Annotated in this window: 22 protein-coding genes and 2 tRNA genes; 19 read left to right on the top strand and 5 right to left on the bottom strand. The window is 65.4% G+C overall.

Annotation, left to right across the window (positions count from 1 at the left end; all coding sequences use genetic code 11):
* Window positions 1-110: 110 nt before the first annotated feature.
* Window positions 111-461 (top strand): DUF4189 domain-containing protein, encoded by a 351-nt coding sequence (locus ACVMB1_RS18035; RefSeq protein WP_371852140.1) that lies wholly within the window; start codon window positions 111-113, stop codon window positions 459-461.
* A 45-nt stretch (window positions 462-506) separates the two neighbouring features.
* Here the strand turns inward: ACVMB1_RS18035 and ACVMB1_RS18030 are convergent, their stop codons facing one another.
* Window positions 507-1,724, bottom strand: a complete 1,218-nt coding sequence (locus tag ACVMB1_RS18030; protein ID WP_076828522.1) for an NAD(P)/FAD-dependent oxidoreductase — start codon at window positions 1,722-1,724, stop codon at window positions 507-509.
* A gap of 310 nt (window positions 1,725-2,034) precedes the next feature.
* On the opposite strand from ACVMB1_RS18030, the gene ACVMB1_RS18025 reads away from it, so the two are divergent.
* The gene (locus ACVMB1_RS18025) at window positions 2,035-2,445 is read left to right on the top strand and encodes a DUF2000 family protein (RefSeq protein WP_076828524.1); all 411 of its coding nucleotides are present in this window, start codon (window positions 2,035-2,037) and stop codon (window positions 2,443-2,445) included.
* Window positions 2,446-2,473: 28 nt separating this feature from the next.
* On the opposite strand, the gene ACVMB1_RS18020 is transcribed toward ACVMB1_RS18025, so the two are convergent.
* A complete protein-coding gene (locus ACVMB1_RS18020; protein ID WP_076828526.1) occupies window positions 2,474-3,262 on the bottom strand; it encodes a bestrophin-like domain in 789 nt (262 codons plus the stop codon).
* 351 nt (window positions 3,263-3,613) lie between these two features.
* Here ACVMB1_RS18020 and ACVMB1_RS18015 point away from each other — a divergent pair, with 351 nt between their 5' ends.
* The 6 genes from ACVMB1_RS18015 to ACVMB1_RS17990 all read left to right on the top strand — a co-directional run bounded on the left by ACVMB1_RS18015 (window position 3,614) and on the right by ACVMB1_RS17990 (window position 9,779).
* Window positions 3,614-4,348, top strand: a complete 735-nt coding sequence (locus ACVMB1_RS18015; protein WP_076828528.1) for a TetR/AcrR family transcriptional regulator — start codon at window positions 3,614-3,616, stop codon at window positions 4,346-4,348.
* The gene (locus ACVMB1_RS18010) at window positions 4,345-5,130 is read left to right on the top strand and encodes an HlyD family secretion protein (protein ID WP_038388292.1); all 786 of its coding nucleotides are present in this window, start codon (window positions 4,345-4,347) and stop codon (window positions 5,128-5,130) included. The genes ACVMB1_RS18015 and ACVMB1_RS18010 overlap by 4 nt, the downstream gene beginning before the upstream one ends.
* Window positions 5,127-6,086: an ABC transporter ATP-binding protein gene (locus tag ACVMB1_RS18005; protein ID WP_076828530.1), complete on the top strand. Its 960-nt coding sequence runs from the start codon at window positions 5,127-5,129 to the stop codon at window positions 6,084-6,086. Before ACVMB1_RS18010 ends, ACVMB1_RS18005 begins: the two co-directional genes overlap by 4 nt.
* Window positions 6,087-6,104: 18 nt before the next feature.
* Window positions 6,105-7,271: an ABC transporter permease gene (locus tag ACVMB1_RS18000; RefSeq protein ID WP_456848776.1), complete on the top strand. Its 1,167-nt coding sequence runs from the start codon at window positions 6,105-6,107 to the stop codon at window positions 7,269-7,271.
* A 112-nt stretch (window positions 7,272-7,383) separates the two neighbouring features.
* Window positions 7,384-8,697, top strand: coding sequence for an adenylate/guanylate cyclase domain-containing protein (locus tag ACVMB1_RS17995; RefSeq protein WP_076828564.1), 1,314 nt, complete (start codon window positions 7,384-7,386; stop codon window positions 8,695-8,697).
* Window positions 8,698-8,861: 164 nt separating this feature from the next.
* A complete protein-coding gene (locus ACVMB1_RS17990) occupies window positions 8,862-9,779 on the top strand; it encodes a PhzF family phenazine biosynthesis protein (RefSeq protein WP_076828533.1) in 918 nt (305 codons plus the stop codon).
* Here the strand turns inward: ACVMB1_RS17990 and ACVMB1_RS17985 are convergent.
* Both ACVMB1_RS17985 and ACVMB1_RS17980 read right to left on the bottom strand, forming a co-directional pair.
* Window positions 9,776-10,237 carry a DUF488 domain-containing protein gene (locus ACVMB1_RS17985; protein WP_057018441.1) on the bottom strand — a complete coding sequence of 154 codons (462 nt, stop codon included), beginning with the start codon at window positions 10,235-10,237 and terminating at the stop codon, window positions 9,776-9,778. The genes ACVMB1_RS17990 and ACVMB1_RS17985 overlap by 4 nt on opposite strands.
* A 10-nt stretch (window positions 10,238-10,247) precedes the next feature.
* A complete protein-coding gene (locus ACVMB1_RS17980) occupies window positions 10,248-11,081 on the bottom strand; it encodes a DUF72 domain-containing protein (protein ID WP_076828565.1) in 834 nt (277 codons plus the stop codon).
* A gap of 139 nt (window positions 11,082-11,220) precedes the next feature.
* Here ACVMB1_RS17980 and ACVMB1_RS17975 point away from each other — a divergent pair, with 139 nt between their 5' ends.
* The 7 genes from ACVMB1_RS17975 (at window position 11,221) to ACVMB1_RS17945 (ending at window position 18,714) form a co-directional block, all read left to right on the top strand.
* The gene (locus ACVMB1_RS17975; RefSeq protein ID WP_028339943.1) at window positions 11,221-11,592 is read left to right on the top strand and encodes a hypothetical protein; all 372 of its coding nucleotides are present in this window, start codon (window positions 11,221-11,223) and stop codon (window positions 11,590-11,592) included.
* A 67-nt stretch (window positions 11,593-11,659) separates the two neighbouring features.
* Entirely contained in the window at window positions 11,660-11,866 is a 207-nt protein-coding gene (locus ACVMB1_RS17970) for a hypothetical protein (protein ID WP_057018442.1), read from the top strand.
* A 248-nt stretch (window positions 11,867-12,114) separates the two neighbouring features.
* A complete protein-coding gene (locus ACVMB1_RS17965; protein WP_076828534.1) occupies window positions 12,115-13,248 on the top strand; it encodes a glycosyltransferase in 1,134 nt (377 codons plus the stop codon).
* Between the two features lie 7 nt (window positions 13,249-13,255).
* Window positions 13,256-14,758, top strand: coding sequence for a glycosyltransferase family 39 protein (locus ACVMB1_RS17960; protein ID WP_076828536.1), 1,503 nt, complete (start codon window positions 13,256-13,258; stop codon window positions 14,756-14,758).
* A gap of 78 nt (window positions 14,759-14,836) precedes the next feature.
* Window positions 14,837-15,532: a DUF899 family protein gene (locus ACVMB1_RS17955; RefSeq protein ID WP_076828538.1), complete on the top strand. Its 696-nt coding sequence runs from the start codon at window positions 14,837-14,839 to the stop codon at window positions 15,530-15,532.
* A 330-nt stretch (window positions 15,533-15,862) separates the two neighbouring features.
* Window positions 15,863-17,095, top strand: coding sequence for a tlde1 domain-containing protein (locus tag ACVMB1_RS17950; RefSeq protein WP_256520316.1), 1,233 nt, complete (start codon window positions 15,863-15,865; stop codon window positions 17,093-17,095).
* A 122-nt stretch (window positions 17,096-17,217) separates the two neighbouring features.
* The gene (locus tag ACVMB1_RS17945) at window positions 17,218-18,714 is read left to right on the top strand and encodes an AMP nucleosidase (RefSeq protein WP_076828540.1); all 1,497 of its coding nucleotides are present in this window, start codon (window positions 17,218-17,220) and stop codon (window positions 18,712-18,714) included.
* Window positions 18,715-18,737: 23 nt separating this feature from the next.
* Here the strand turns inward: ACVMB1_RS17945 and ACVMB1_RS17940 are convergent, their stop codons facing one another.
* Window positions 18,738-19,331 carry a cysteine hydrolase family protein gene (locus ACVMB1_RS17940; protein ID WP_028336826.1) on the bottom strand — a complete coding sequence of 198 codons (594 nt, stop codon included), beginning with the start codon at window positions 19,329-19,331 and terminating at the stop codon, window positions 18,738-18,740.
* Window positions 19,332-19,454: 123 nt separating this feature from the next.
* Here ACVMB1_RS17940 and ACVMB1_RS17935 point away from each other — a divergent pair, with 123 nt between their 5' ends.
* From ACVMB1_RS17935 to ACVMB1_RS17920, 4 genes are all read left to right on the top strand, one after another.
* Entirely contained in the window at window positions 19,455-20,294 is an 840-nt protein-coding gene (locus tag ACVMB1_RS17935; RefSeq protein ID WP_456816260.1) for a LysR family transcriptional regulator, read from the top strand.
* 204 nt (window positions 20,295-20,498) lie between these two features.
* Window positions 20,499-20,570: transfer RNA gene (locus ACVMB1_RS17930), tRNA-Phe, on the top strand.
* A gap of 2 nt (window positions 20,571-20,572) precedes the next feature.
* Window positions 20,573-20,639, top strand: a tRNA-Ile gene (locus ACVMB1_RS17925).
* Between the two features lie 338 nt (window positions 20,640-20,977).
* On the top strand, window positions 20,978-22,129 hold the full coding sequence (locus ACVMB1_RS17920; RefSeq protein WP_076828543.1) for a slipin family protein: 1,152 nt from the start codon (window positions 20,978-20,980) through the stop codon (window positions 22,127-22,129).
* Window positions 22,130-22,137: the final 8 nt, after the last annotated feature.

Genomic DNA, 22,137 nt, shown 5'->3' with positions numbered 1-22,137 from the left:
ATCTGGAAACGACCCCTGCGTACAGTCCGCGCCGGGCTTTGGGGGATTTCCGCTTGATCATTTCGACCGCCGTCGCGCAGCGTCGCGCGTTGACGATTCTCGTCCTGACATTGCTGCTCGGCGCCACGCGTTTCTCCGTGGAAACCTTCGTGCCCAAGGCGCGCGCGGCCGGCGCGTTCGCGGTCGGCAAGTGCGGGGCCTATGGCCAGGCCTACGACTATCCGGCGGAAGGCGCGGCGCGCGCCGCCGCGCTGAAGCAGTGCAAGGGCGATTGCACCACCGTCACCATGAAGCGGGCCTGCGCCGCGCTCTCGATCGACATGAAGAATCCCTGCGGCGCCCATGGCTATGCCGTGGCGCCGAAGATCTCGAGCTCGCTCAATGCCGCGACCAGGAAGTGCTACGACTATGGCGGCAAGGAATGCGTGATCCGCGCCTGGGCCTGCGACGCCAAGGGGTAAGGCAGTCGCCGCAATCCGCCTGGTGGGCAAAGCGCGCTGCCGAGTTCAGACGGCGCCATAAAAGTGCCGGTATTGCCAGGCGGCGTCGCGCTCCAATTGGTCTTCGGACCACGATTGGTCTTTGAACCGCATGACCGACATCGGCGATAGATCGATGGGCGGCTTGCCGTCCACGATCCAGGCCGCAAGCGCCTCGCCGACGGTCGGCGAGATCGACAGACCGGCGACGTTGCACCCGCTCGCAAAATAGAAGCCGGTCACGCCGGCGGCCGGACCGAGAATATGATGGCCGTCGGCGGTCATCGTCGGAATGCCGCCGCGAAACTCCCGCACCTTGGCGGTTTGCAGGAACGGGAGCTGGTCCTTGACCTCATCGGCGGCTGCATGAAGCACGCCGATATCGAGCGGCATGTCCTTGACGTCGAAGCCGGCCCCAAGCGACTGCATATCGAAGAAGCGCGGCGTTTCCTCGTAGACACCCCACAGGAAGCCGCCCTGACATGGGCGGGCATACACCGCAGCGTCCATGATGCGGATCATCGGCAGGTCGGCACGGACGCCATCCAAAGGCTCGGTGACGATCAACTGCTGCCGGGTCGGCACCAGCGGCACGCGGATCCCGCTCGCCTCCGCGACCTGCCGCGTCCACGCGCCGGCCGCATCGACGACAACCGGACTTTCAATGACGCCGTTCGCGGTGGTCAGGCCGATCACGGTGCCGCCGACGATGTTGACGGCGCGCACGTCGGTCTTCGGCAGCAAGATTGCACCGTTGGCCGCCGCGGCTGTGGCGAAACCGACGGCAACCTGCGCCGGGTCGAAATACCGGTCGTCGCCGATCCGCATCGCCGCAACGACGCCCGTCGGCTGCAAGAACGGATTGAGACTGCTCGCCTCTTGCGGAGAGATCAGTTCGACGTCGAGGCCGGTGCGGCGTCCGCGCGCGAAATCGTCCTCGATCACTTCGGCGTCCTGTGGCCGGCGCGCAATCTTGAGGCTGCCCGAATGCACCCAGTCGAGCGGCTGGCCGGTTTCTTCCGTGAACGCCTCGATCTTGCGGCATGCGTCCTTGATGAGGCCAATCATCAAGTCGCTCTTGCGCGCACAACTCACCATGCCTGCCGCGCGGGGCGAGGTTTGCGATCCGATCTCATGCTTGTCGACAAGGGCGACGCTGAGACCTCCACGCTTGCTCAGGTAATAGGCTGTGGCCGCGCCCAATCCGCCCGAACCAATAACAACAACATCGGCCTTGCTGATCATGATGCAATGCCCTGAAATATGCTGATGGTCATCGAACGCCCGAAGCCTACTACGCGGCGCAGGAGCTGACTATCGCTTTCCGTCCCGGCAGGGATTGGGCCCTTGCGACGTGGCACGACTAGCGGTCGACGTGTGGGTTGAGCTTCTTCGCCGCAGCGATATCAGCTTCGCCAGCCGCGACGTCGCCCTTCAGGCGGGCAGGGTCCGCCCGTGGGTTGCTCAAGAAACTAACGTCAGCGCCTGGCGGGCAGATGAGGGATGCGCGGTCAGAACTGGCGTTTGTCGTCAACCTGCGGATAGATTTATCGCCATGCAGTTCGACACCAAGATCGCGGTCGTGATCCGCACCGACTTGGAAGTCTGGCAGAAGCTCAACGTGGCGTCGTTTCTTGCCGGCGGCATCGCGGCTTCCTTCCCCGAATGTATCGGCGAGAATTACCAGGACGGGTCGGGGACCAGATATCTCTCTTTGATCGGCCAGCCGATCCTGATCTACGGCGCCGACGGGCCCGCGCTGTCGCGGGCGCTGGAGCGCGCGCTGGCGCGCAACGTGCAGCCGGCGCTCTACACCGAGGACATGTTCAAGACCACGCATGACGCCGCCAACCGCGAGGTGGTGAGGGCGGTCGCGCGCAGCGAGCTCAACCTGGTCGGCCTCGCTATTCGCGCCGAGCGCAAGGTGGTCGACAAGATCCTCGATGGGCTGAAGTTTCACACCTAGCGGACAGCGCGCGTGTGCGGTCCGGCGCTTATCGGCTCGCCTCCTTGTCCGGCATGATCTGCAGCAACGGCGTCGGCGCAATCGATATCTGGCCGGTGAATGGTCGATCATGCGCGGCAATCAGCAGAACCGATGTGGCCACGCCGGTCGCGAATAGTCCCATCGCGATGGCGGATCCCAACCGGTTGTCGCAGTGAACAAGGGCAATGACCAATAGCTCGCAGATGGCCTGAAGGTAGAGGCACCACCATTTGATCGAGTCGACTTCCGTCTGGCTGACGATGATCCGTTGTCGTCGCGCATCGAGTGCCGAATTCAGATTGGTGATGATCTCGTGCTGCGTCGTCTGCTGGCCCGGGTTTTGCGCGGGCGTTGATACGACAAGCCGCAACGCCGCGGTCAGCGCAGGAGGAGCTGCCTTGAGCGATGCAGCCTGGCGCGCCATCATCGGCCATTCCACGGCGACCGTTTCCTCGACGTAGTCGCGAACGAGGCCGCGCAGGCGCGCCTCCTGCTCCGGCGGCAGGCCGCCGGCGAGCAGGATGACCGCCCGCAACGAACTGGCTTCGCGGCTCACCGCCGCGGTGGCGCGGTCGCTGTCATTCCAGACCTGTGCCGCGGTGAATGCGACAAACAGGCCGAAAAGGATGCCGAGCACCGGCAACATGCCGGGAGAGATCGATTTGAAAGACGTTGCGCGCTCCTTGGTCGACAGGATCGCAACGCCTGCGAAAATGAGAATGGCAACAAGGTAGGTGAAGCCGAAGACGATGAAGGCCATCCACGGCACAGAAAGGTTGTGTAACCAATCGCTCATTGGTGTTCCCCCAGCGGACCGCTTGTATCAAATTCCCCCCAATCTCGCCGGGGAGAGCACGAAGTGAGCCGTAGCGCATCGCGCAGGGAAAGCCGGATTGCTCCGGTTACACCTGTGGTGCCACCCCTGTGCCTTTTTGTTGCACAGGGCCCGCGGGTGCGATCGGCACCCGGCTTTCCCAGCGCCCACTGTTCCCCATAGGGCGGACATAAGCAGCAAATTCGGGCATTTGCGCCGCGAGATCGCGAATCTATGCGCACCCTGAGGGGCCGGGAAGGCCGACAGGAACGCTTCCGGCCGGCAGGCGTTTTCTCTGAACATATTGACAATGACTGACTGGTCAGTCATATTATGGCCATGACAAAGCGCATCGAAAAGACGACCCGCTCCCGGCCCGCCAAGCGCCGGACCACCGCGATCCGGGCTGCCGCGGCGAGGATCCCGAAGGTGGCCTCGGCAAAGCTGCCCGAGGCCAAGCCTGCTGCGAACCGCGCCGAGAAATCGGCGGAGCGGCGCGCTGCGATCGTCGAGGCGGCGATGGACGAGTTCATTGCGCGCGGCTTCGCCGCGACGCGGCTCGACGATGTCGCCAGGCGGGCGGGCGTCGCGAAGGGCACGCTCTATCTGTACTTCAAGGACAAGGAGTCGATGTTCGAGGAGTTGATCCGCACCGCAGTCGTGCCCTTGGTCAATCGCATGGCCGCGCCGCCCACCATCACCGGCCCGGTGCGCGATGCGGTGGAGAGGTTTGCCGAGACCTTCATCCGCGAGATCGTGTCGACCCGGCGCGGCGACATCGTCCGTTTGATCGTCTCCGAAGGGCCGCGCTTCCCGACGATCGCCGACTTCTATTTCCGCGAGGTGGTGTCGAAGGGGATGGCCGCGATGCAGGCGCTGATCCAGCTTGCGATCACGCGCGGCGAGATCAGGCAGCGCCAACTCGCGCAGTTTCCGCAACTCGTCGTGGCGCCCGCGATCGTCGCGGTGATCTGGCAGGGCCTGTTTGCCCGGCACGCGCCGCTCGATGCCCTCGCGATGTTCAAGGTTCATCTCGATCTGATCTTCGGCGAACGGAGCAAGCCATGACCGGCTCGCGCATGATGAAGCTCGTGACCGCAGTCGTGCTGGCGGCGGCGCTGGCCGGTTGCCAGGAGAAGCGTGATCCCGGCTTCCAGGGCTGGGTCGAGGCCGACATGATCTTCGTCAGCCCCGATGAATCCGGCCGCGTCATCAAGCTCAATGTGCGCGAAGGCGACGAGGTCAAGCCCGGCGATCTGCTCTATTCGGTCGACGACGATTTGCAGCGCGCCGATCTCAACCAGAACAATGCGACCCTCGCCAATGCGCGGCAGAGCTATGACCGCGCGGCCTCGCTGCGCGGCACCGGCGCCGGCACCCAGGCCAATCTGGATTCCGCGGTCTCGGCGCTGCGCGTCGCGGAGGCGCGGGTCAACACCTCGCAGACCCGGCTCGACCGTCGCAAGGGCTTTGCGCCGATCGCGGGCTCGATCCAGCAGATCTATTTCCGCGAGGGCGAGATGGTGCAGGCGCAGCGCCCGGTGCTGTCGATCATGCCGCCCGGCAACATGAAGCTGCGCTTCTTCGTGCCGGAGGCCGAGCTGCCGAAGCTTGCGCTCGGCGACGAGGTGAGGGTGACCTGCGACAATTGCGCCGCCGACCTCACGGCAAAGATCTACTTCATCGCCACCACGGCGGAGTACACGCCGCCGGTCATCTACAGCCTCGATGAGCGCAACAAGCTGGTCTATCTGATCCAGGCGCGGCCGAGCCGGCCCGATGTGCTGCGCGTCGGTCAGCCGATCAGCATCTACCTCAATCCCAAGACGCCGGTGGCGGAGCGCAGATGAACGGCGGCTCCACCAGCGCGCGGTCCGACGCACCCTCCATCGCGATCGATGTGAAGGGGCTGACCAAGTCGTTTGGCGGACGCGAGGTCGTCCATGACCTGTCGATGCAGGTCAAGCGCGGCTCGATCTACGGCTTCCTCGGTCCCAACGGCAGCGGCAAGACCACGACCATCCGCATCCTGTGCGGCCTGCTGACGCCCGACAGCGGCGAGGGCACCTGCCTCGGCTACGACATCCGGCGCGATGCCGACAAGATCAAGCGCAAGGTCGGCTACATGACGCAGCGCTTCAGCCTCTACCAGGATCTGTCGGTGCGCGAGAATCTCGAATTCGTGGCGCGGCTCTATGGCATGCCGGACGCGCGCGGCGCCGCGGCCGACATGATCGCGCGGATCGGGCTGAAGGGCCGCGAGGAGCAGCTCGCCGCCAACCTTTCCGGCGGCTGGAAGCAGCGGCTGGCGCTCGGCGCCTGCACGTTGCCCAATCCGCAATTGCTGCTGCTCGACGAGCCGACCGCCGGCGTCGATCCCAAGGCGCGGCGCGATTTCTGGAACGAGATCCACGCGCTCGCCGCCGAAGGCCTCACCGTGCTGGTCTCGACCCATTACATGGACGAGGCCGAGCGCTGTCACGAGATCGCCTACATCGCCTACGGTCATCTCTTGGCCCATGGCACGGTGGACGAGGTGATCGCGGCGTCCGCGCTGTCGACCTGGACGGTGACGGGCGAGGATTTCAACGGCCTGATGGCCGAGCTCACGGACAAGCCCGGCGTCGACATGGTGGCGCCGTTCGGCACCAGCCTGCACGTCTCCGGCCGCGACAAGGCGGCGGTCGAGGCCGCGATCGCGCCCTATCGGGACAATTCGAAGTGGCATTGGCAGGCCAGCGAGCCGTCGCTCGAAGACGTCTTCATCGATCTGATGGGGCGCTCCAAGGATAATTTCCAAGGATAATCTCCAGGGATAATTGCGATGAGCGCAACGGAATCGATCCAGAACAGCGAGGCGAGGGAGCCGGCATTCGGCTTCTGGCGGCGCAGCTACGCGATGCTGGTCAAGGAGTTCATCCAGCTTCGCCGCGACCGCGTCTCTTTCGCCATGATCATCATGCTGCCGGTCATGCAGCTGACGTTGTTCGGCTACGCCATCAACACCACGCCGCGCAATCTGCCGACCGCGGTGCTGACCCAGGAAGACAGCGATCTCGGCCGTTCGATCCTGAAGGCAATGGAGAACACCGCCTATTTCCATTTTGTCCGCGAGGTCCACACCGTCGAGGAATTCGACGAGCTGCTGCAATCCGGCAAGGTGCTGTTCGGCGTCGAAATCCCGCGCGGCTTCGAGCGCGCGGTGCGGCGCGGCGACAGACCGGCGCTGCTGGTCGCCGCCGATGCCACCGACCCGGTCGCGTCGGGCTCGGCGCTCGGAGCACTCGGGCCGCTGGTGCAATCGGCGCTGGCGCATGATCTGCACGTCGGCGATCCCCCGGACATGCCGTTCGAAATCCGCGCCCACGCCCGTTACAACCCGGCGGCGGACTCGCGCCTCAATATCGTGCCCGGTCTGGTCGGAACTATCCTGACCATGACCATGCTGATCTTCACCGCGCTCTCGGTGACGCGCGAAATCGAGCGCGGCACCATGGAGAGCCTGCTGTCGATGCCGATCAAGCCGGTCGAGGTGATGTTCGGCAAGATCATCCCCTATGTGCTGGTCGGCTTCATCCAGGCCACGCTGATCATCGCCATCGGCATTTTGCTGTTCGGCGTGCCGGTCCTCGGCAGCCTCACGCTGCTGGCGCTGCTCACCACGCTGTTCATTACCACCAATCTGTCGATCGGCTACACCTTCTCGACCATCGTCCAGAACCAGCTGCAGGCGATGCAGCTCTCGATGATGTTCTTCTTCCTGCCGAGCATCCTGCTGTCCGGCTTCATGTTTCCGTTCGCGGGCATGCCGGTCTGGGCGCAATATATCGGCGAGGGGCTGCCGCTGACCCATTTCGTGCGCATCGTGCGGGCCATCATGCTGAAGGGCGCGGCGATGCAGAACCTGCAATACGACACCGCCGCATTGGTCGCCCTGATGCTGTTCGCCATGACGATCGCGGTGACGCGCTTCCGCCGTACGCTCGATTGAGGCTATGATGGATGCCATCAATGATCGTCATTTCGGGGCGATGCGAAGCATCGAACCCGGAATCTCGAGATTCCGGGTTCGCTTCGCGCCCCGGAATGACGGGGTGGGAGGCATGGCGGAATCTTCGGACAAAAACAGCGTAGCGGCAGACACAACCGTATCCGCCGACTTCCATCACGCCCTGATGCGCGAGGTGATGACCACCGAGTTGCTCCGCATCAAGGTGCTGATCGCTACCGCCGCTGCCCTCGCGGCGATCAGTCTGCTGGTGTATTTCTTTGCGCCCGATGCGGTCAGCCGCGTCTGGCACGGCAACCTCAGCCCCGTCTACGTCTTCTACGTCACCATTCCGCTGATCCTGTTCGAGTTCTGGGTGCACGGGGCGATCAGCTGGCACATGCGCAAGGGGCGCGACCTGCCGGTGGTCCGGCGCTACATCGGCGTGCTCGTCGAGACGTCGCTGCCGACCGTCGTGCTGGCGCTGCACATGAATAGCATGGGGCCGCAAGAGGCGCTCGGATTCGTGGCGCCGCTGATCTATTTCGTCTTCATCATCCTGTCGACGCTGCGGCTCGACTTCTGGCTCTCGACCTTCACCGGCTTCGTCGCGGCGGTCGAGCTGTTCTATATGGCGGTGTTCTTCCATCCCTCGGGCGGCGGCGCGGCCGAGACCAGCATCTACTATCACGCCGCGCGCAGCGCGATCATCCTGATCTGCGGCATGCTGGCCGGCGCAGTCGGCATGCAGCTGCGCCGGCAGTTCGCGGCCAGCATCGCGGCCGCCACCGCGCGCGATCGCATCACCAACCTGTTTGGCCAGCACGTCTCGCCGCAGGTGGTCGAACGTCTGATGACGGAGGGGGCCGGCACCGGCAGCGACATCCGCCGTGTTGCGGTGATGTTCGTGGATTTCCGCAGCTTCACGGCCGGTGCGCGCACCCGCTCGCCGCAGGAGGTGGTCGACAGGCTCGATGGCGCCTTTGCCGTGCTGGTCGATATCCTCGATCGCCATGGCGGCATCGTGAACAAGTTTTTGGGCGACGGCTTTCTCGCGCTGTTCGGTGCCCCGTTCGAGACCGGCGACGCCGCGCATCAGGCGGTCGCCGCCGCGCGTGAAATGCTCGCCGCGAACGAGCGCACCAACGCGGCGACGAGCTGGCCGCTGCGCATCGGCATCGGCGTCCACATCGGCGAGGTCGTCGCCGGCAATATCGGCTCGCCCCGGCGCAAGGAGTACACCGTGATCGGCGACACCGTGAATTTTGCCGCGCGGCTCGAGGCGCTGAACAAGGAGCTCGGCTCGCAGTTTTTAATTTCCTCCGCGGTGCGCGAGGCGCTCGGCGATGACTGCAAGGACGCGGTGTCGCGCGGCGAGATCCCGGTGCGGGGCTACGAGCACCCGGTGCACGTCTGGCAGTTGGGGTAGGCGGCGACGCTCACATGATCCGAGGCAATCACGCACGGCTCCTCAAGCCGCGCGAGCTGCCTGCATGTGACTTGCCCGCGATTGTACCGAGTGCTCTGAAGGGCATCGCTCGGGCCGTGGTACGGTGACGTCATCGGAATGACCGGAGCACGAGGACAAGCAGGATGCAGCGGCGCTATATCACCGTCGACGTTTTCACCGACCGCGCCTTCGGCGGCAACCCGCTCGGCGTGGTGCTCGACGCCGAAGGGCTCTCGACCGAAGAGATGCAGGCGATCGCGACCGAGTTCAACTATTCCGAGACGACCTTCGTGCTGCCGCCGCAGGACAAGGTCAACGACGCCCAGGTTCGCATCTTCACGGTGCGCTCGGAAATTCCGTTCGCCGGCCATCCCAATGTCGGCACCGCCTTCGTGCTGGCAAGCCGGGCCGCGAAGGCGCCGGCGCGCTTGAGGTTCGAGGAGAAGGCGGGCCTCGTGCCGGTCGAGATCCTGTCCGACGGCGGCAATGTGGTCGGGGCCGAGCTGACCGCGCCGCAGGCGCTACAGCGGACCAATGAGGTCAGCGCGGCCGCCGCCGCCGCGTGCCTGTCGCTGACGGCGGCTGATGTGAAGACCAATCGGCACGCGCCGCAGGTCGTCTCGGTCGGGCTGCCATTCCTGGTGGTCGAGATCGCCTCGCGCGAGGCGCTGAGGCGCGCCCGGCCGGATGCTGCGGCGTTCGCCAGGACGCTGGCCGAGATCGGCCGCGACGTGGTCTATTTCTACACGCGCGACGTGCCGGCGAGCGAGCAGCCGCTCGACCTGCAGGCGCGCATGTTCCATCCGGGCGCCAGCGGCCTGTCCGAGGATCCCGCCACCGGCAGCGCGACCGCGGCTTGCGCGGCGCTGCTCGCCGATATTGATCCCGCGCGCGATGGCGAATTGCGGCTGCGGATCGGGCAGGGCGTCGACATGGGCCGGCCGAGCCTGTTGCTGACGCGCGTGCGCAAGCAAGGCGGCGTGATCACTTCGGTGCATGTCGGCGGCGGCTGCGTGACGATGATGGAGGGAACGCTGAACGTGCCGGGCGAGGCAGGCTAGAGCTGCGGTGCCGCCAGGTTCTCGATCCTGACGCCGTCGCGCTCTTCAATGATCTCGGCGATCCATCGACGGTGGCAGTGCTGGTGGTCGCGCTCGTAGCAGAGGATGCAGACCGGGCCGGACTGCTTGACCAGCGCCGACAGCTCGTCGAGCTCTTCCTTGGCCTGCGCCGTCTTTAGGTGCGCCGAATAGATCTTGTGCAGCAGCGCATATTGCCCGCTGCGTGCCGCTTCCCGTCCGCTTTTCGGGGTGCCGAGACCGCGCAGATGGACGTAGCCGATGCCGCGCTCGTCGAGACCGGCGGCGAGCTGGGTCTTGGAGAAGCCGGGCCGGCGCGAGGAGGCGATGGCGCGGACGTCGACCAGCAGCTTGACGCCGGCCTGCTCGAGCTCGTCGAGCACCGCCTTCGACGGCGTCTGCTCGTAGCCGATGGTGAACAGCTTCCTGGCCTTCGCCATCGGTTCTCGCTCACTTCACCCGTTCGATCAGTTCCATCGCGCCGGCCGGCGCGCGGACCTTGCCCTCGTGGATCACATAGGCGAACACGTCGCGCGGCGCCTTCTTGGGCGCGGTCTTCTCGACCTTCGGCAGGTCGTCGGGCTCGCTGCCGGCGGCCCAGTCCTGAAACCGCTTGGCCCAGGCGTCGAGCTGCTTCGGCGGATAGCAGGTCTTCAATTCGTCATTGCCCTTCTGCAGCCGCGCATAGACGAAGTCGCTCGCGACGTCGGCGATCGCCGGATATTTGCCGTGCTCGGCGAACACCACCGGTACCTCGTGCTCGCGAATGAGGGCGACGAATTCGGGCACGCAAAAACTGTCGTGGCGGACCTCGACGACGTGGCGCAGCGCGCGGCCGTCGAGCTTGCGCGGCAGCAGCTCGAGGAACTTGCCGAAATCGGCGCCGTCGAACTTCTTGGTCGGCGCGAACTGCCAGAGCACCGGCCCGAGCCGGTCCTTCAGCTCCAGCACGCCCGAATCATAGAACCGCTTCACCGAATCGCCGGCCTCGGCGAGCACGCGGCGGTTGGTGGCGAAGCGTGGTCCCTTCAGCGAGAAGATGAAGCCGTCGGGCACTTCGCTGGCCCATTTGCGAAAGCTCTCCGGCTTCTGCGAGCCGTAATAGGTGCCGTTGATCTCGATCGAGGTCAGCTTGGAGGCGGCGTAGGACAGCTCCTTCGCTTGCGCGAGCTTCTCCGGATAGAACACCCCGCGCCACGGCTCGAAGGTCCAGCCGCCGATGCCGATATAGATGTTGCCTGCGTCGGTCTTGGTTTTGGTCGCCTTGGTGGGAGCTTTGGCCACGACTGCACTCATCGTGAGGGAGGGAACAGGAAGCAAGACTAATCAAAATAATCGTGATTGGCCAGTTTGCCAGATCGGCACGGCGGCGCTTATCGTCGCTGTCGCTCTTCGCTACGATGCGCCGAAATGGAGAACAACAATGCGCATGCTGGTTGCGGCCGCCCTCTTGATCATGTCCTCCGCCGCCATATCCTCCGCTGCAATGGCCGATGAGGTCGACGATGCGCACAAGCTCGCGATCACCGGCCGCGACGCCTACTGGAATTGTCTCGCCCGCGAATATCCCCGCGACAGCAACAAGGCGATGTCCGACCAGGAGTTCACCTCGCTGATCGCCAATGTCTGTCCGTCGGAGCGGCAGAACTTCCGTGTGTCGCTGATCGACTTCCTGTCGCTGCAATTTCCGAAGCAGGACGCCGACGCGAATCTGACGACCGCCAACCGTGCGATCGAGCTCGCGCAGAAGGACATCGTGACCGCCTTCACCCGGCGCAGGGCCGCGGCCAAATAGGTTCCCAAATCCTGTTGCGGCCGGCCGATTTTTGATATCAATCCGCGCAGGCGAGGGGATCATCGGCATGAGATCACAATCGACGGCAGGTTTCTTGGGCGCACTGGTCGCGGCCGTCGCGCTGGCGGCGGCGTTCATCTACGGGCCGTCGCCGAGCCAGCTCCGTAACCCGACCCGGTCCGCCGCACAGCCGCAGGCGGCTCCAGCTGCCGAGGCCGCGCCGGCAGCCCCGGCGCCACGCGGCCCGGTGATCCGGGAAGTCCCGAACAACTAGCGCCTCCTGCGCCCCTTGCGGACCGCCTGGGACCTTCCTATCTTGCTTCCAACGGCGACGTTGCAGCTTCAGGGCTCCGGCGCCGGACGACCACGACATTGATTGGCTGCGCCGGATGTACGCGCGCCCCTTGTTCGTGGTCGTTGGCATTTTCAGGGGTGTTTTGCCCCGTTTTCCCGCTTTCCGAGCGTGCGTTTGGGTCGGCCTGCCTTGGCAGCGGGAGAGGCTGCGGCTATACGCTGGCGCTCATGAACCAAGCCATCAAGCCGAGCCCCGAAACCTCATCGCAGGCAGCAAGCTTGCCGCTGCTTTCGGTGGTCGTCCCGACCTTCAACGAACGCGACAATGTCACGGTGCTGTACCGCCGGCTCGACGCGATCCTGAAGGACGTGTCCTGGGAAGTCATCTTCGTCGACGACAATTCGCCCGACGGAACCTGGGACGTGGTGCGCGCGCTGGCGCGGAAGGATTCCCGCGTGCGCTGCATCCGCCGGATTGGCCGGCGCGGCCTGTCCGGCGCCTGCATCGAGGGCATTCTGGCCTCGAGCGCGCCCTATGCCGCGGTGATGGACGCCGACCTGCAGCATGACGAGACCCAGCTGCCGAAGATGGTGGCGCTGCTGCAGAGCGGCGAGGCCGAGCTCGTGGTCGGCAGCCGCTACATCGAGGGCTACAAGGCCGACGGCTTCAACAAGCAGCGCGCCGGTGCCAGCGCGTTCGCCACCGAGATCGCGCGCCGCGCGCTGAAGGTCGAGATCGCCGACCCCATGAGCGGCTTCTTCATGATCCGCCGCGACCGTTTCGAGCAGCTCGCGCCGCAGCTGTCGACGCAGGGCTTCAAGATTCTGCTCGACGTCGTAGCGACTGCGGAGGGCAAGCTGCGCGCGGTCGAGATTCCCTACACGTTCGGTGCCCGCCAGCATGGCGAGAGCAAGCTCGACTCCATGGTCGCGCTCGACTTCCTCGGTTTGGTGCTGGCGAAGCTGACCAATGATCTGATCTCGCTGCGCTTCATTTTGTTCGCGGCGGTCGGCGGGCTCGGCCTGGTGGTGCACCTCACCGTGCTGTTCATCGCGCTCGAACTGTTCAAGGCGCCATTCCCGGAGGCCCAGGCCACCGGTGCGATCGTCGCCATGACCAGCAATTTCATCCTCAACAATTTCCTGACCTATCGCGATCAGCGGCTGAAGGGCTTTGGCATCCTGCGCGGCCTGCTGCTGTTCTATCTGGTCTGCAGCGTCGGCCTGCTCGCCAATGTCGGCGTCGCGTTCTCGGTCTACGACCAGGAGCCGATCTGGTGGCTGGCGGGCGCAGCCGGCGCGCTGATGGGCGTGGTGTGGAATTACGCGATGTCCGGGCTGTTCGTCTGGCGCAAGCGATGACGGTGGCATGAACGCGGACGAGGCGCGGCTGGCCCGAAACACCGCGCTTGCGGTGTGCGCGCTGGTCGTGTTGCGGCTGGCCGCCGCTGCATGGACGCCGCTGACTTTCGACGAAGCCTATTACTGGATGTGGTCGAAGTCGCTCGCCGGCGGCTATTACGACCATCCGCCGATGGTGGCGGTGGTGATCCGGCTCGGCACCATGATCGCGGGCGATACGCCGTTCGGCGTGCGGCTGGTGTCGATCCTGCTCGCACTGCCGATGAGCTGGGCGATCTACCGGGCGGCCGAGATCCTGTTCGGCGGCCGGCGCATCGCCGCGAGCGCAACCATCCTGCTCAATGTCACGCTGATGGCCGCCGTCGGCACGCTGATCGTGACGCCAGATGCGCCGCTGCTGGTCGCTGCCAGCCTCCTGCTGTACGCGCTGGCAAAGGTGCTGGAGAGCGGTCGCGGCGAATGGTGGCTTGCGGTCGGCGCCAGCGCCGGCGCGGCGCTGCTGTCGAAATACTCGGCGCTGTTCTTTGGTCCGGCGATCCTGATCTGGCTTGCGATGGTGCCGAAGCTGCGGCGCTGGTTTCTGTCGCCCTGGCTCTATCTCGGCGGCCTGGTCGCGCTCGGCCTGTTCAGCCCGGTCATCCGCTGGAATGCCGACCATCACTGGGTGTCGTTCATCAAGCAGATGGGCCGCGCGCGGATCGAGGATTTCCGGCCGACCTACATCGCCGAGCTGATCCCGACCCAGTTTGCGTTCGCAACGCCATTGGTCTTCATCCTCGGCGTGATGGGCCTCTACGCGCTCTATCGGCGCCGCGCCGGCGCGCTGGAGGCGCGCGTGCTGGTCAACACGATGTTCTGGACCATCGTCGTCTACTTCACCTGGCACGCATTGCATGCGCGGGTCGAGGCCAACTGGTTCGCGCCGGTCTATCCCGCCTTTGCCGTAGCGGCCGCGGTCGCGGCAGTCCAGGTGCAGTGGGCGCCGCGCGAGCAGCGCACGGTCGATTTCTGCCGCCGCTGGGCCGCGCCCCTCGGCGTCGTGCTGTTCGCGCTGCTGATCGTGCAGGCCAACACCGGTTTGCTCTCGGGCTACCGCCGCGACGCCACCGTGCGCAGCGTCGGTGTCGGCTGGCCGGAGCTTGCGGACGAGATCGAGGCGACCCGCGTGCGGACCGGCGCGAGCTGCGTGCTGGCGGCGGATTACGGCACCACCGGCTGGCTCGCCTTCTATCTCCCCAAGGGCACCTGCGTCGCCCAGCAGGGCCAGCGCATTCGCTGGGTCAACATGTCAGAGCCGAGCCCTGAGCAGTTGTCCGGCAAGCTGCTCTATGTGCATGAGGTCGAGCAGGCGATGCCGGCCTCGCTGCGCGACAATTTCGCCCATATCGAAACGGTGGCCGAAGCCAAGCGCATGCGGGGGCCGCTGACCATCGAGACCTACGCGCTCGACCTGCTGGAAGGCGCAAAGGGCGAGATCCTCGACCGTTCCTCGCCGCCGGAACTGCAATAAATCCTCGCCGTTGAGTGTCGGATCGTCCGGGGCCGGCTCGTCTTCCAGACAGCCCGTCAACCACGCGAGGTTCCAACCATGACCAGTTCCGTCCTCAAGCCCGCCACCGAGCTCGCCACGACCAATGTTAGGCGCTTTCCCAATGAGAGCGCCGAGTATCGCCGCGCCCGCCAGGAATTGCTCGTCGAAGAGATCGAGCTGCGCCGGCATATCGAGCGCGTCGCCGCGCTGCGCCGCGCATTGCCGCCGGGCGGCGAGGTGGCCAAGTCCTATGAGTTCATCGGAGAGGCCGGTGCGACATCGCTCGCCGATCTGTTCGGCAGCAAGCCGACCCTCATCATCTACAGCTACATGTACGGCCCGCAGCGCGAGAAGCCGTGTCCGATGTGCACATCGTTCATGGGCACGTGGGAGGAGAAGCTGCCCGATATCGAGCAGCGCGTGTCGTTCGTGTTCGTGGCGCGCTCGCCGATCGCACGCCTGATCGAGGCGAAGAAGGCGCGCGGCTGGACGCGTCACAGGATCTACTCGGATGCATCGGGCGATTACACGCGCGACTATGTCAACAAGGATGACAGCGACCTGCCGGGCTACAATGTCTTCACACGCCACAACGGCACGATCCGTCATTTCTGGGCCGGCGAAATGGGGGCGGGCACGATGGACCCCGGCCAGGACCCGCGCGGCGCGCCGGACATGGATCCGCTGTGGACCTTGCTCGACACGACGCCTGAAGGACGCGGCAAGGACTGGTATCCGAAGCTCAGCTACTGAGAGATGGTTTTTGCTCGATCCCCGCGCGATTACGGGGCGATCTGCAAGGAAATTCTCCCCTGAATATATTCCGGTATGCCGCGCTGGAGCGGCATACCGGAATGTCCCATGATGGGACAGAAAAGCCGCTTTGGCGGTCCAATGTCATCTTAAAAAAGCCCTACGCCACAGGCACTTCCCGCGCTGCAGGGGATCGCATCCGGTTAAGTCGCATTTAACTAAAAGTCGCCTTAATGGCCGTCTGTGCCCCCGCGCGACGTTGAGCCGAACACCCGTTCGACCCCGCGTCGAGTGAGGGACAAAGGTGGACCTGTTTTGAGCGCCGGGCGTATGGGTACGAGTGCGTATGTTCTTGGGGCGCCAAGCCGCAAGAAATCCTCCCGAAAAATTCTCCCACAGCATTTCCTCGGCAGCGCCGCGGTGGCGGGGCTGGTGCTTGGCTGCGCCTGGACCGTTTACGCCAACATTTTTGCGGCGAGCGTCTATCCCTCCGTGGGCAATGCGTCGTTCGATGCGCCGGTGGTGAAGCGGCCCGTCGCGGTCGCTGCGCGGCCGACGCCTGCCTTCAACGAGGTGTTCGCGTCCCTGACGCCAGCACCGGCGGCGCCCGCGAAGACCGAGGTCGCGAAGTCGGAAGCCCCGGCATCGTCGCTTATGTTTAACGATCGGTTTGCGGCCGCCTCGCCCGAGGGCGTCGCATCCAGCGTCGTGGCTGACGCCGCATCGCAGATCGACCCGATCAAGCAGGCCGCTGCGCCCAAGGTCGCCGAAGCGGCGAGGGCGGTCGTCTCCGCGGAGCTTGCCGAGACATCGAAGGCGTTGCCGGCGCCGAAGTCGGTCGAGACCGCCAAGAAGCAGGCCGCCGCCAATCTGAAGGTGGCGCTCAACGATCCCGCTGCGGACGTTCAGCCCAAGGGGGCCGATAAGGCGTCCGAGGCGAAGCCTGCCGAGTCCAAGCAGGCTGCGAAATCCGGCGGCGTTCGCGACATGGCCGCGCGCGCCAAGGCCGCGGTGATGTCGATCGCATCGAACGACCGGCAGACCATGGTCGAAAAACTGTGGGGCAAGCGGGAGTCGAGCGGCGGACTGCTCTCCTTCGCTTCAGCCGACGCGAACGTGACCGGCAGCATCCCCTCGACGTTGGACCAGAACCCGATGCTCGGCGGCTCGCCGCCCTATGACCGTCAGACCGCAGTCTACGACATCTCGGCCAAGACCGTGTACCTGCCCGATGGCACGCGCCTCGAGGCGCATTCGGGCCTCGGCTCCAGGCTCGACGACCCCAGATCCTCGCATCTGAAGATGGTCGGCGTGACGCCACCGCACATTTACGAACTCAAGCCGCGCGAGGCGCTGTTCCACGGCGTGCCGGCACTGCGGCTCAATCCGATCGGCGGCGAGGGCAAGATCTTCAACCGCGACGGCCTGCTCGCGCACACCTTCATGCTCGGTCCGAACGGCGACTCCAACGGCTGCGTCTCGTTCAAGGATTATTACGCGTTCCTCGACGCCTACCGTAACAAGGGCATCCGCCGTCTCGCGGTGCTCGCGCGGATTCAGTAGTCAGAGCGGGCAGCGGCCCACCGTTGCGGCCTGATCGACGTCTGGAACCCGATGCCATAGTCGCTATATTGTGCTGATCCAGGGCGAGTCCAAGCTCGGCAACGGATCTGGTGCAAGCGAACATGTCTCCTACACCCTCCATCGAAACCCCGCCGCCGATCACGACCGAAGCGTTCGTCGATGCCGCCGCGGCCGTTGCCCGCCTCGAAGAGATCTACGTGCGCAACACTGAATTCCTGCGCAATCGCTTTGAGGCCTATGTCAACGGCGTGCCGTTCACGACGCGGGTGCGGGCACATTACCCGTTCGTCCGCATCACGACCTCGTCGCATGCGCGGCTCGACTCGCGGCTTGCCTACGGCTTCGTCGCAGGACCCGGCGTCCACGAGACCAGCATCACGCGCCCCGATATCTTCCGGACCTATCTCACCGAGCAGATCGGGCTTCTGATCAAGAACCATGGCGTGGCGGTCGAGATCGGCGAGTCGAACGAATCTATCCCGATCCATTTCGCCTATCGCCGCGACATCAATATCGAGGCGGCGCTGACCATCGCCGACAGTTCGGCGTTCACAAGGTCGCTGCGCGACATCTTCGATACGCCCGATCTCGCGGCGATGGACGATGCGATCGCCGACGGGACCTTTGAGCTGACGCCGGGCGTGCCGGAGCCGCTGGCGCTGTTCCGCGCGGCGCGGGTCGATTACTCGCTGCGCCGGCTCTACCACTACACCGGCACCGACCCGGAGCACTTCCAGAATTTCGTGATCTTCACGAACTACCAGTTCTATGTCGATGCCTTCGTGCAGCTTTCCCAGGAGCGCCTTGCGTCGGGCGAGGCCGGTCTCGAGGCCTTCGTCGCGCCCGGCAATGTGATGACGCACAATGCGCGGCTCGGCGGCGGCATCACCGGGACCCCGTCCGAACGCGTCCCGCAGATGCCGGCCTTTCATCTGGTCCGGCCCGGCTATCGCGGCATTACCCTTATCAATATCGGAATCGGTCCGTCCAATGCGCGCAACATCACCGATCACGTCGCGGTGCTGCGGCCGCATGCCTGGCTGATGATCGGGCACTGCGCCGGACTGCGCAACACGCAGCGGCTCGGCGATTATGTGCTCGCCCATGGCTATGTGCGCGAGGACCACGTGCTCGATCACGAGCTGCCGCTCTGGGTGCCGATCCCGGCGCTTGCGGAGATGCAGGTCGCGCTTGAGGAAGCCGTCGGCGAGGTGACCGGGCTCACCGGCTTCGAGCTCAAGCGGCTGATGCGCACCGGCACGGTCGCCAGCGTCGACAACCGCAACTGGGAGATCAGCGGGCCGCAGGTGATCCGGCGCATGTCGCAGTCGCGCGCGGTCGCGCTCGACATGGAATCGGCGGCGATCGCCGCCAACGGCTATCGCTTCCGCGTACCCTACGGCACGCTGCTATGCGTCTCCGACAAGCCGCTGCACGGCGAGATCAAACTCGCAGGCATGGCCAGCGAATTCTACCGCCAGCGCGTCGGCCAGCACCTTGAGATCGGTCTCAAGGCGCTGGAGCGGCTCAAGCAGCAGGAATCCGAACGCCTGCATTCGCGCAAGCTGCGCAGCTTCGCCGAGGTCGCGTTTCAGTAGCGCAACGCCGGGCGGGGCGGCCCTCAGGCAAGCGCGTTGCCGCGGGCGATGATCGCGAAGCGGTCGGACAGTTCGGCGAGCGCGACGTCGTGAATCAGCCTTGCGGCAATCGTGCCGCCGACGCCGTCGGGCAGGTCGCGGGTGGCGCAGCTGTCGGCGTCGATCGTGGTGCGGAAGCCGAGATCGAGCGCGGCGCGGGCCGTCGAGCTCACGCACATATGCGTCATGAAGCCGGCCAGCACCAGCTCCTTGCGGCCGGTCGCGGCAAGCTGCGCGTTGAGGTCGGTGCCGGCGAACGCGTTCGGCAATTGCTTCTCGATCACGATCTCGCCCGGCCGCGGCGCCAGCGGCGCGACGATCGCGCCACGCTCCGCGCTGCGGTCGAACAGGCTGCCCGGCTGGCCCTTGTGCGCGATGTGGATGATCGCGGCGCCGCTTTCACGGGCGCGCGCGAGCAATGCGGTGGCGCGCGCAATCGCCGGGTTGGCGTCGGGCAGCGCCAGCGGACCGGCCAGATATTCGTTCTGGATATCGATCAGCACCAGGCAGCTGTCGCCGAGGCGGGGCGGGGTGAGGTCGATACCGGCAAGCTGCATCAATGTCTTGGCTGACGTCATGGTCGTTCTCCAGCGGATGTATCGCCGAAAACATAGCCCGGGATCGGCCTGCCGTTATGCAGGGATACTGCAGCCAGTGGCTGCGTTATTGCAGGTGGCCGCCGCAGGATGTAGCCTGCCGCCATGAACTGGGACGATCTTCGCATCATCGCGGCCGTCAGGGATGAGAGCACTTACGCGGGCGCCAGCGCGCGGCTGCGCATCGACGAGACCACGGTCGGGCGCAGGCTGGCGCGGATCGAGCGCGCGCTCGGCCTGCGCCTGTTCGAGGCCGTCGATGGCGTTCGCAAGCCGACCCGGCAGTGCGACATGGTGCTCGCGCATATTGAGGCGATGGCCGCGCATGCCGAGGAGATCGGCCGGATCGGCGAAAGCCTGCCTGGTCCGGTCGGGCGGCTGCGCATCGCCTCCACCAGCGCGATCGCCGAGGAGGTGCTGGCGCCGCGCACAAGTGAATTCCTGCGCGCCCATCCAGGCCTGACGCTGCAGTTTCTGACGTCGAGCGACAATGTAAAATTCTCGCGCTGGGAGGCCGATCTCGCGATCCGCTTGCGCAAGCCGGACAAGGGCGACTTTGCGATCTCGAAGCTTGCCGAGGTCAGGTTGTATTTCTTCGAGCCGGCCGCGACGACAGCGGGCGAAGCGATGCTGTGCGCCTATCCCGACGAGCTTGGAGGGATTCCGGAAATGCAGTTCCTGCGCGCGAAGCGGCTTCGCGCGCGCTGCGTCACCGACAATGTCCGGATCATCCACACGCTGATTCAGTCGCATCACGCGGTCGGCGTGTTGCCGGAGCACAGCTGTGCCGACCTGCTGACCGACCAGCGTTTGCGCGCCACGCTGCTGCCGAAGCGACGCGACGTCTGGCTCCTGGTGCAGAACCATCTCAAGCGCGACGCGGCGACGCGCGTCACCATCGACTGGCTGCGCGCCTGCTTGCAGGATGCCACGCAGAGGGGGTGAGGTGCCCTCGCAATGACGGGACGTGCCGCGACGCGTGGGTCACAGCAGCGCCCCGTCATGAAAAAATCACACGCAGCCCTCTTGCAACCCGGACGTGCTTCGTCTATTAGCCCGCTCCTTCGCTTCGGCCACGGGTTCGGGCTCGTTGAGATCCCGACTGGCGCGAGCCGCTTTGCGGTGTCGTGTTCCGCCGAAATGAAGATCGCGAGATGAAGCTCATGGTCGAGCGTCGGGGATGAAGTCCCGAAGGCATCGGTTCGAATCCGGTCTCTCACAAAGGATAGCTCAGTTGGTTAGAGCAGGTGAATGATACTCATCGGGTCGCGGGTTCGATTCCCGCTCCAAGCGCTCCGTTTCAGCCTGTAAAGCTGATACCTCTGAAGGGGACCGGACGCGCGTTTCAGTCGCAGTCCGGCCGTCCTGCCGCAAGGCATTTCGTCCGAACATCGACACTGTGAGACCGGCTTTGCGCCGCGGTGGATACCGCTTGCGCTAATGCCGGGTGGCTCCGCTCGGCCGCGCGACATTCGTCGCGCGAACGCGCGCGTGCGCCCGTCATCGCGCAAGCCTTAAGCCACGGCCCGCTTGGCTGACAGGAAGCCGCGTTCGCGTCCTCACGTCCTTTGCCAAATGCAACCCGCTCTCAGGCCCATGGGCCTGATGGCAAACGATGGAGGCGTGTCATGACCTGGCACTTCTTGACGACCAATTTGACGGTGAAGGATGGCGAGCGCGCGTTGCTGACGCGCAACGGCCGGCTCGAGCAGGTGCTCGCGCCCGGACGTCACCGCCTGTTCGATCCCCTGCATCAGCTCAAGGCCGAGCTGTTCAGCGTCGTGCGGACCGAATTCCCCGCGGATCGCTTCGCGGTGATCAAGGCCGCGCGGCCTGATCTCGCCGACGAGCTGTTCGAGGCGGTGGAAACCCGCGCGAACGAGATCGCGATCGTCAGCCTCGACGGCCGTCCCGTGCAACTGATGACGCCTTGGCAGACGCGCGTGTACTGGAAGATCGCGACGTCGGTCGAGGTCGAGCGCATCGACGTCACCAGCGATCCCAGGGTCACGGCACGCCACCTCGCGATGATCCAGCCCAACCGGGCCGGCGTCATCACCGAGGCGGTGGTCGAGAACCACGAGGCCGGTCTGCTCACGGTCGAGGGCAAGCTGGTCGAGCGGCTCGCGCCCGGCCGGCACGCGTTCTGGATCGCGGGCCGCAAGATCGAGGTCAAGCGCCTCGATTTGCGTCCCCAGGCGGTCGAGATCACGGCGCAGGAGATGCTGACCAAGGATCGCATCGCGCTGCGCGTAACGCTGACCGCGTTCCGCCGGATCGTCGATCCCGAGCGGGTCGTGGCAACGGTGCCCGACGTGGATGCGTGGCTGTACCGCCTGGTGCAGTTCGCGATCCGCGAGGCGGTGGCCGGCCGCACGCTGGACGAGGTGCTGTCCGCGAAGACGGCGCTCGATACGGAGCTTCGCGACTTCGTCCGCGATCGTGTCGCGGACAGCGGCGTCGAGGTCACCGAGCTCGGCGTGAAGGACGTGATCCTGCCCGGCGAGATCCGCGAGCTGGTCAACAAGGTGGTGGAGGCGGAGCGGGTGGCGAAGGCCAACCTGATCCGCCGCCAGGAGGAGACCGCGGCGACGCGTTCGCTCCTGAACACCGCCAGGCTGATGGAGGAGAACCCTCTGCTGCTCCGGCTCAAGGAGCTGGAGTCGCTCGAGCGTCTGGTCGAGAAGGTCGGCCGCATCGACCTGCATGCGGGGGAGGGCCAGGGCCTCGATGCGCTGCTGACCAAGCTGGTGCGTCTCAAGGCGCCCGAGAGCGCGTAAGACAGGAA

This window comes from Bradyrhizobium sp. USDA 4504 (assembly GCF_054063995.1).
This window is presented reverse-complemented; position numbering and strand designations above follow the sequence as displayed.

Excerpts from the sequence above, each read along its gene's own strand:
- ACVMB1_RS17940 (WP_028336826.1), bottom strand. The coding sequence starts at position 19,331 with ATGACGTCAGCCAAGACATTGATGCAGCTTGCCGGTATCGACCTCACC.
- ACVMB1_RS17995 (WP_076828564.1), top strand. The coding sequence starts at position 7,384 with ATGGCGGAATCTTCGGACAAAAACAGCGTAGCGGCAGACACAACCGTA.
- ACVMB1_RS17965 (WP_076828534.1), top strand. The coding sequence starts at position 12,115 with ATGAACCAAGCCATCAAGCCGAGCCCCGAAACCTCATCGCAGGCAGCA.
- ACVMB1_RS18010 (WP_038388292.1), top strand. The coding sequence starts at position 4,345 with ATGACCGGCTCGCGCATGATGAAGCTCGTGACCGCAGTCGTGCTGGCG.
- ACVMB1_RS17970 (WP_057018442.1), top strand. The coding sequence starts at position 11,660 with ATGAGATCACAATCGACGGCAGGTTTCTTGGGCGCACTGGTCGCGGCC.
- ACVMB1_RS18005 (WP_076828530.1), top strand. The coding sequence starts at position 5,127 with ATGAACGGCGGCTCCACCAGCGCGCGGTCCGACGCACCCTCCATCGCG.
- ACVMB1_RS17955 (WP_076828538.1), top strand. The coding sequence starts at position 14,837 with ATGACCAGTTCCGTCCTCAAGCCCGCCACCGAGCTCGCCACGACCAAT.
- ACVMB1_RS17990 (WP_076828533.1), top strand. The coding sequence starts at position 8,862 with ATGCAGCGGCGCTATATCACCGTCGACGTTTTCACCGACCGCGCCTTC.
- ACVMB1_RS18030 (WP_076828522.1), bottom strand. The coding sequence starts at position 1,724 with ATGATCAGCAAGGCCGATGTTGTTGTTATTGGTTCGGGCGGATTGGGC.
- ACVMB1_RS18015 (WP_076828528.1), top strand. The coding sequence starts at position 3,614 with ATGGCCATGACAAAGCGCATCGAAAAGACGACCCGCTCCCGGCCCGCC.
- ACVMB1_RS17935 (WP_456816260.1), top strand. The coding sequence starts at position 19,455 with ATGAACTGGGACGATCTTCGCATCATCGCGGCCGTCAGGGATGAGAGC.
- ACVMB1_RS17975 (WP_028339943.1), top strand. The coding sequence starts at position 11,221 with ATGCGCATGCTGGTTGCGGCCGCCCTCTTGATCATGTCCTCCGCCGCC.
- ACVMB1_RS18000 (WP_456848776.1), top strand. The coding sequence starts at position 6,105 with ATGAGCGCAACGGAATCGATCCAGAACAGCGAGGCGAGGGAGCCGGCA.
- ACVMB1_RS17950 (WP_256520316.1), top strand. The coding sequence starts at position 15,863 with ATGGGTACGAGTGCGTATGTTCTTGGGGCGCCAAGCCGCAAGAAATCC.
- ACVMB1_RS17960 (WP_076828536.1), top strand. The coding sequence starts at position 13,256 with ATGAACGCGGACGAGGCGCGGCTGGCCCGAAACACCGCGCTTGCGGTG.
- ACVMB1_RS18020 (WP_076828526.1), bottom strand. The coding sequence starts at position 3,262 with ATGAGCGATTGGTTACACAACCTTTCTGTGCCGTGGATGGCCTTCATC.
- ACVMB1_RS17985 (WP_057018441.1), bottom strand. The coding sequence starts at position 10,237 with ATGGCGAAGGCCAGGAAGCTGTTCACCATCGGCTACGAGCAGACGCCG.
- ACVMB1_RS17920 (WP_076828543.1), top strand. The coding sequence starts at position 20,978 with ATGACCTGGCACTTCTTGACGACCAATTTGACGGTGAAGGATGGCGAG.
- ACVMB1_RS18025 (WP_076828524.1), top strand. The coding sequence starts at position 2,035 with ATGCAGTTCGACACCAAGATCGCGGTCGTGATCCGCACCGACTTGGAA.
- ACVMB1_RS17945 (WP_076828540.1), top strand. The coding sequence starts at position 17,218 with ATGTCTCCTACACCCTCCATCGAAACCCCGCCGCCGATCACGACCGAA.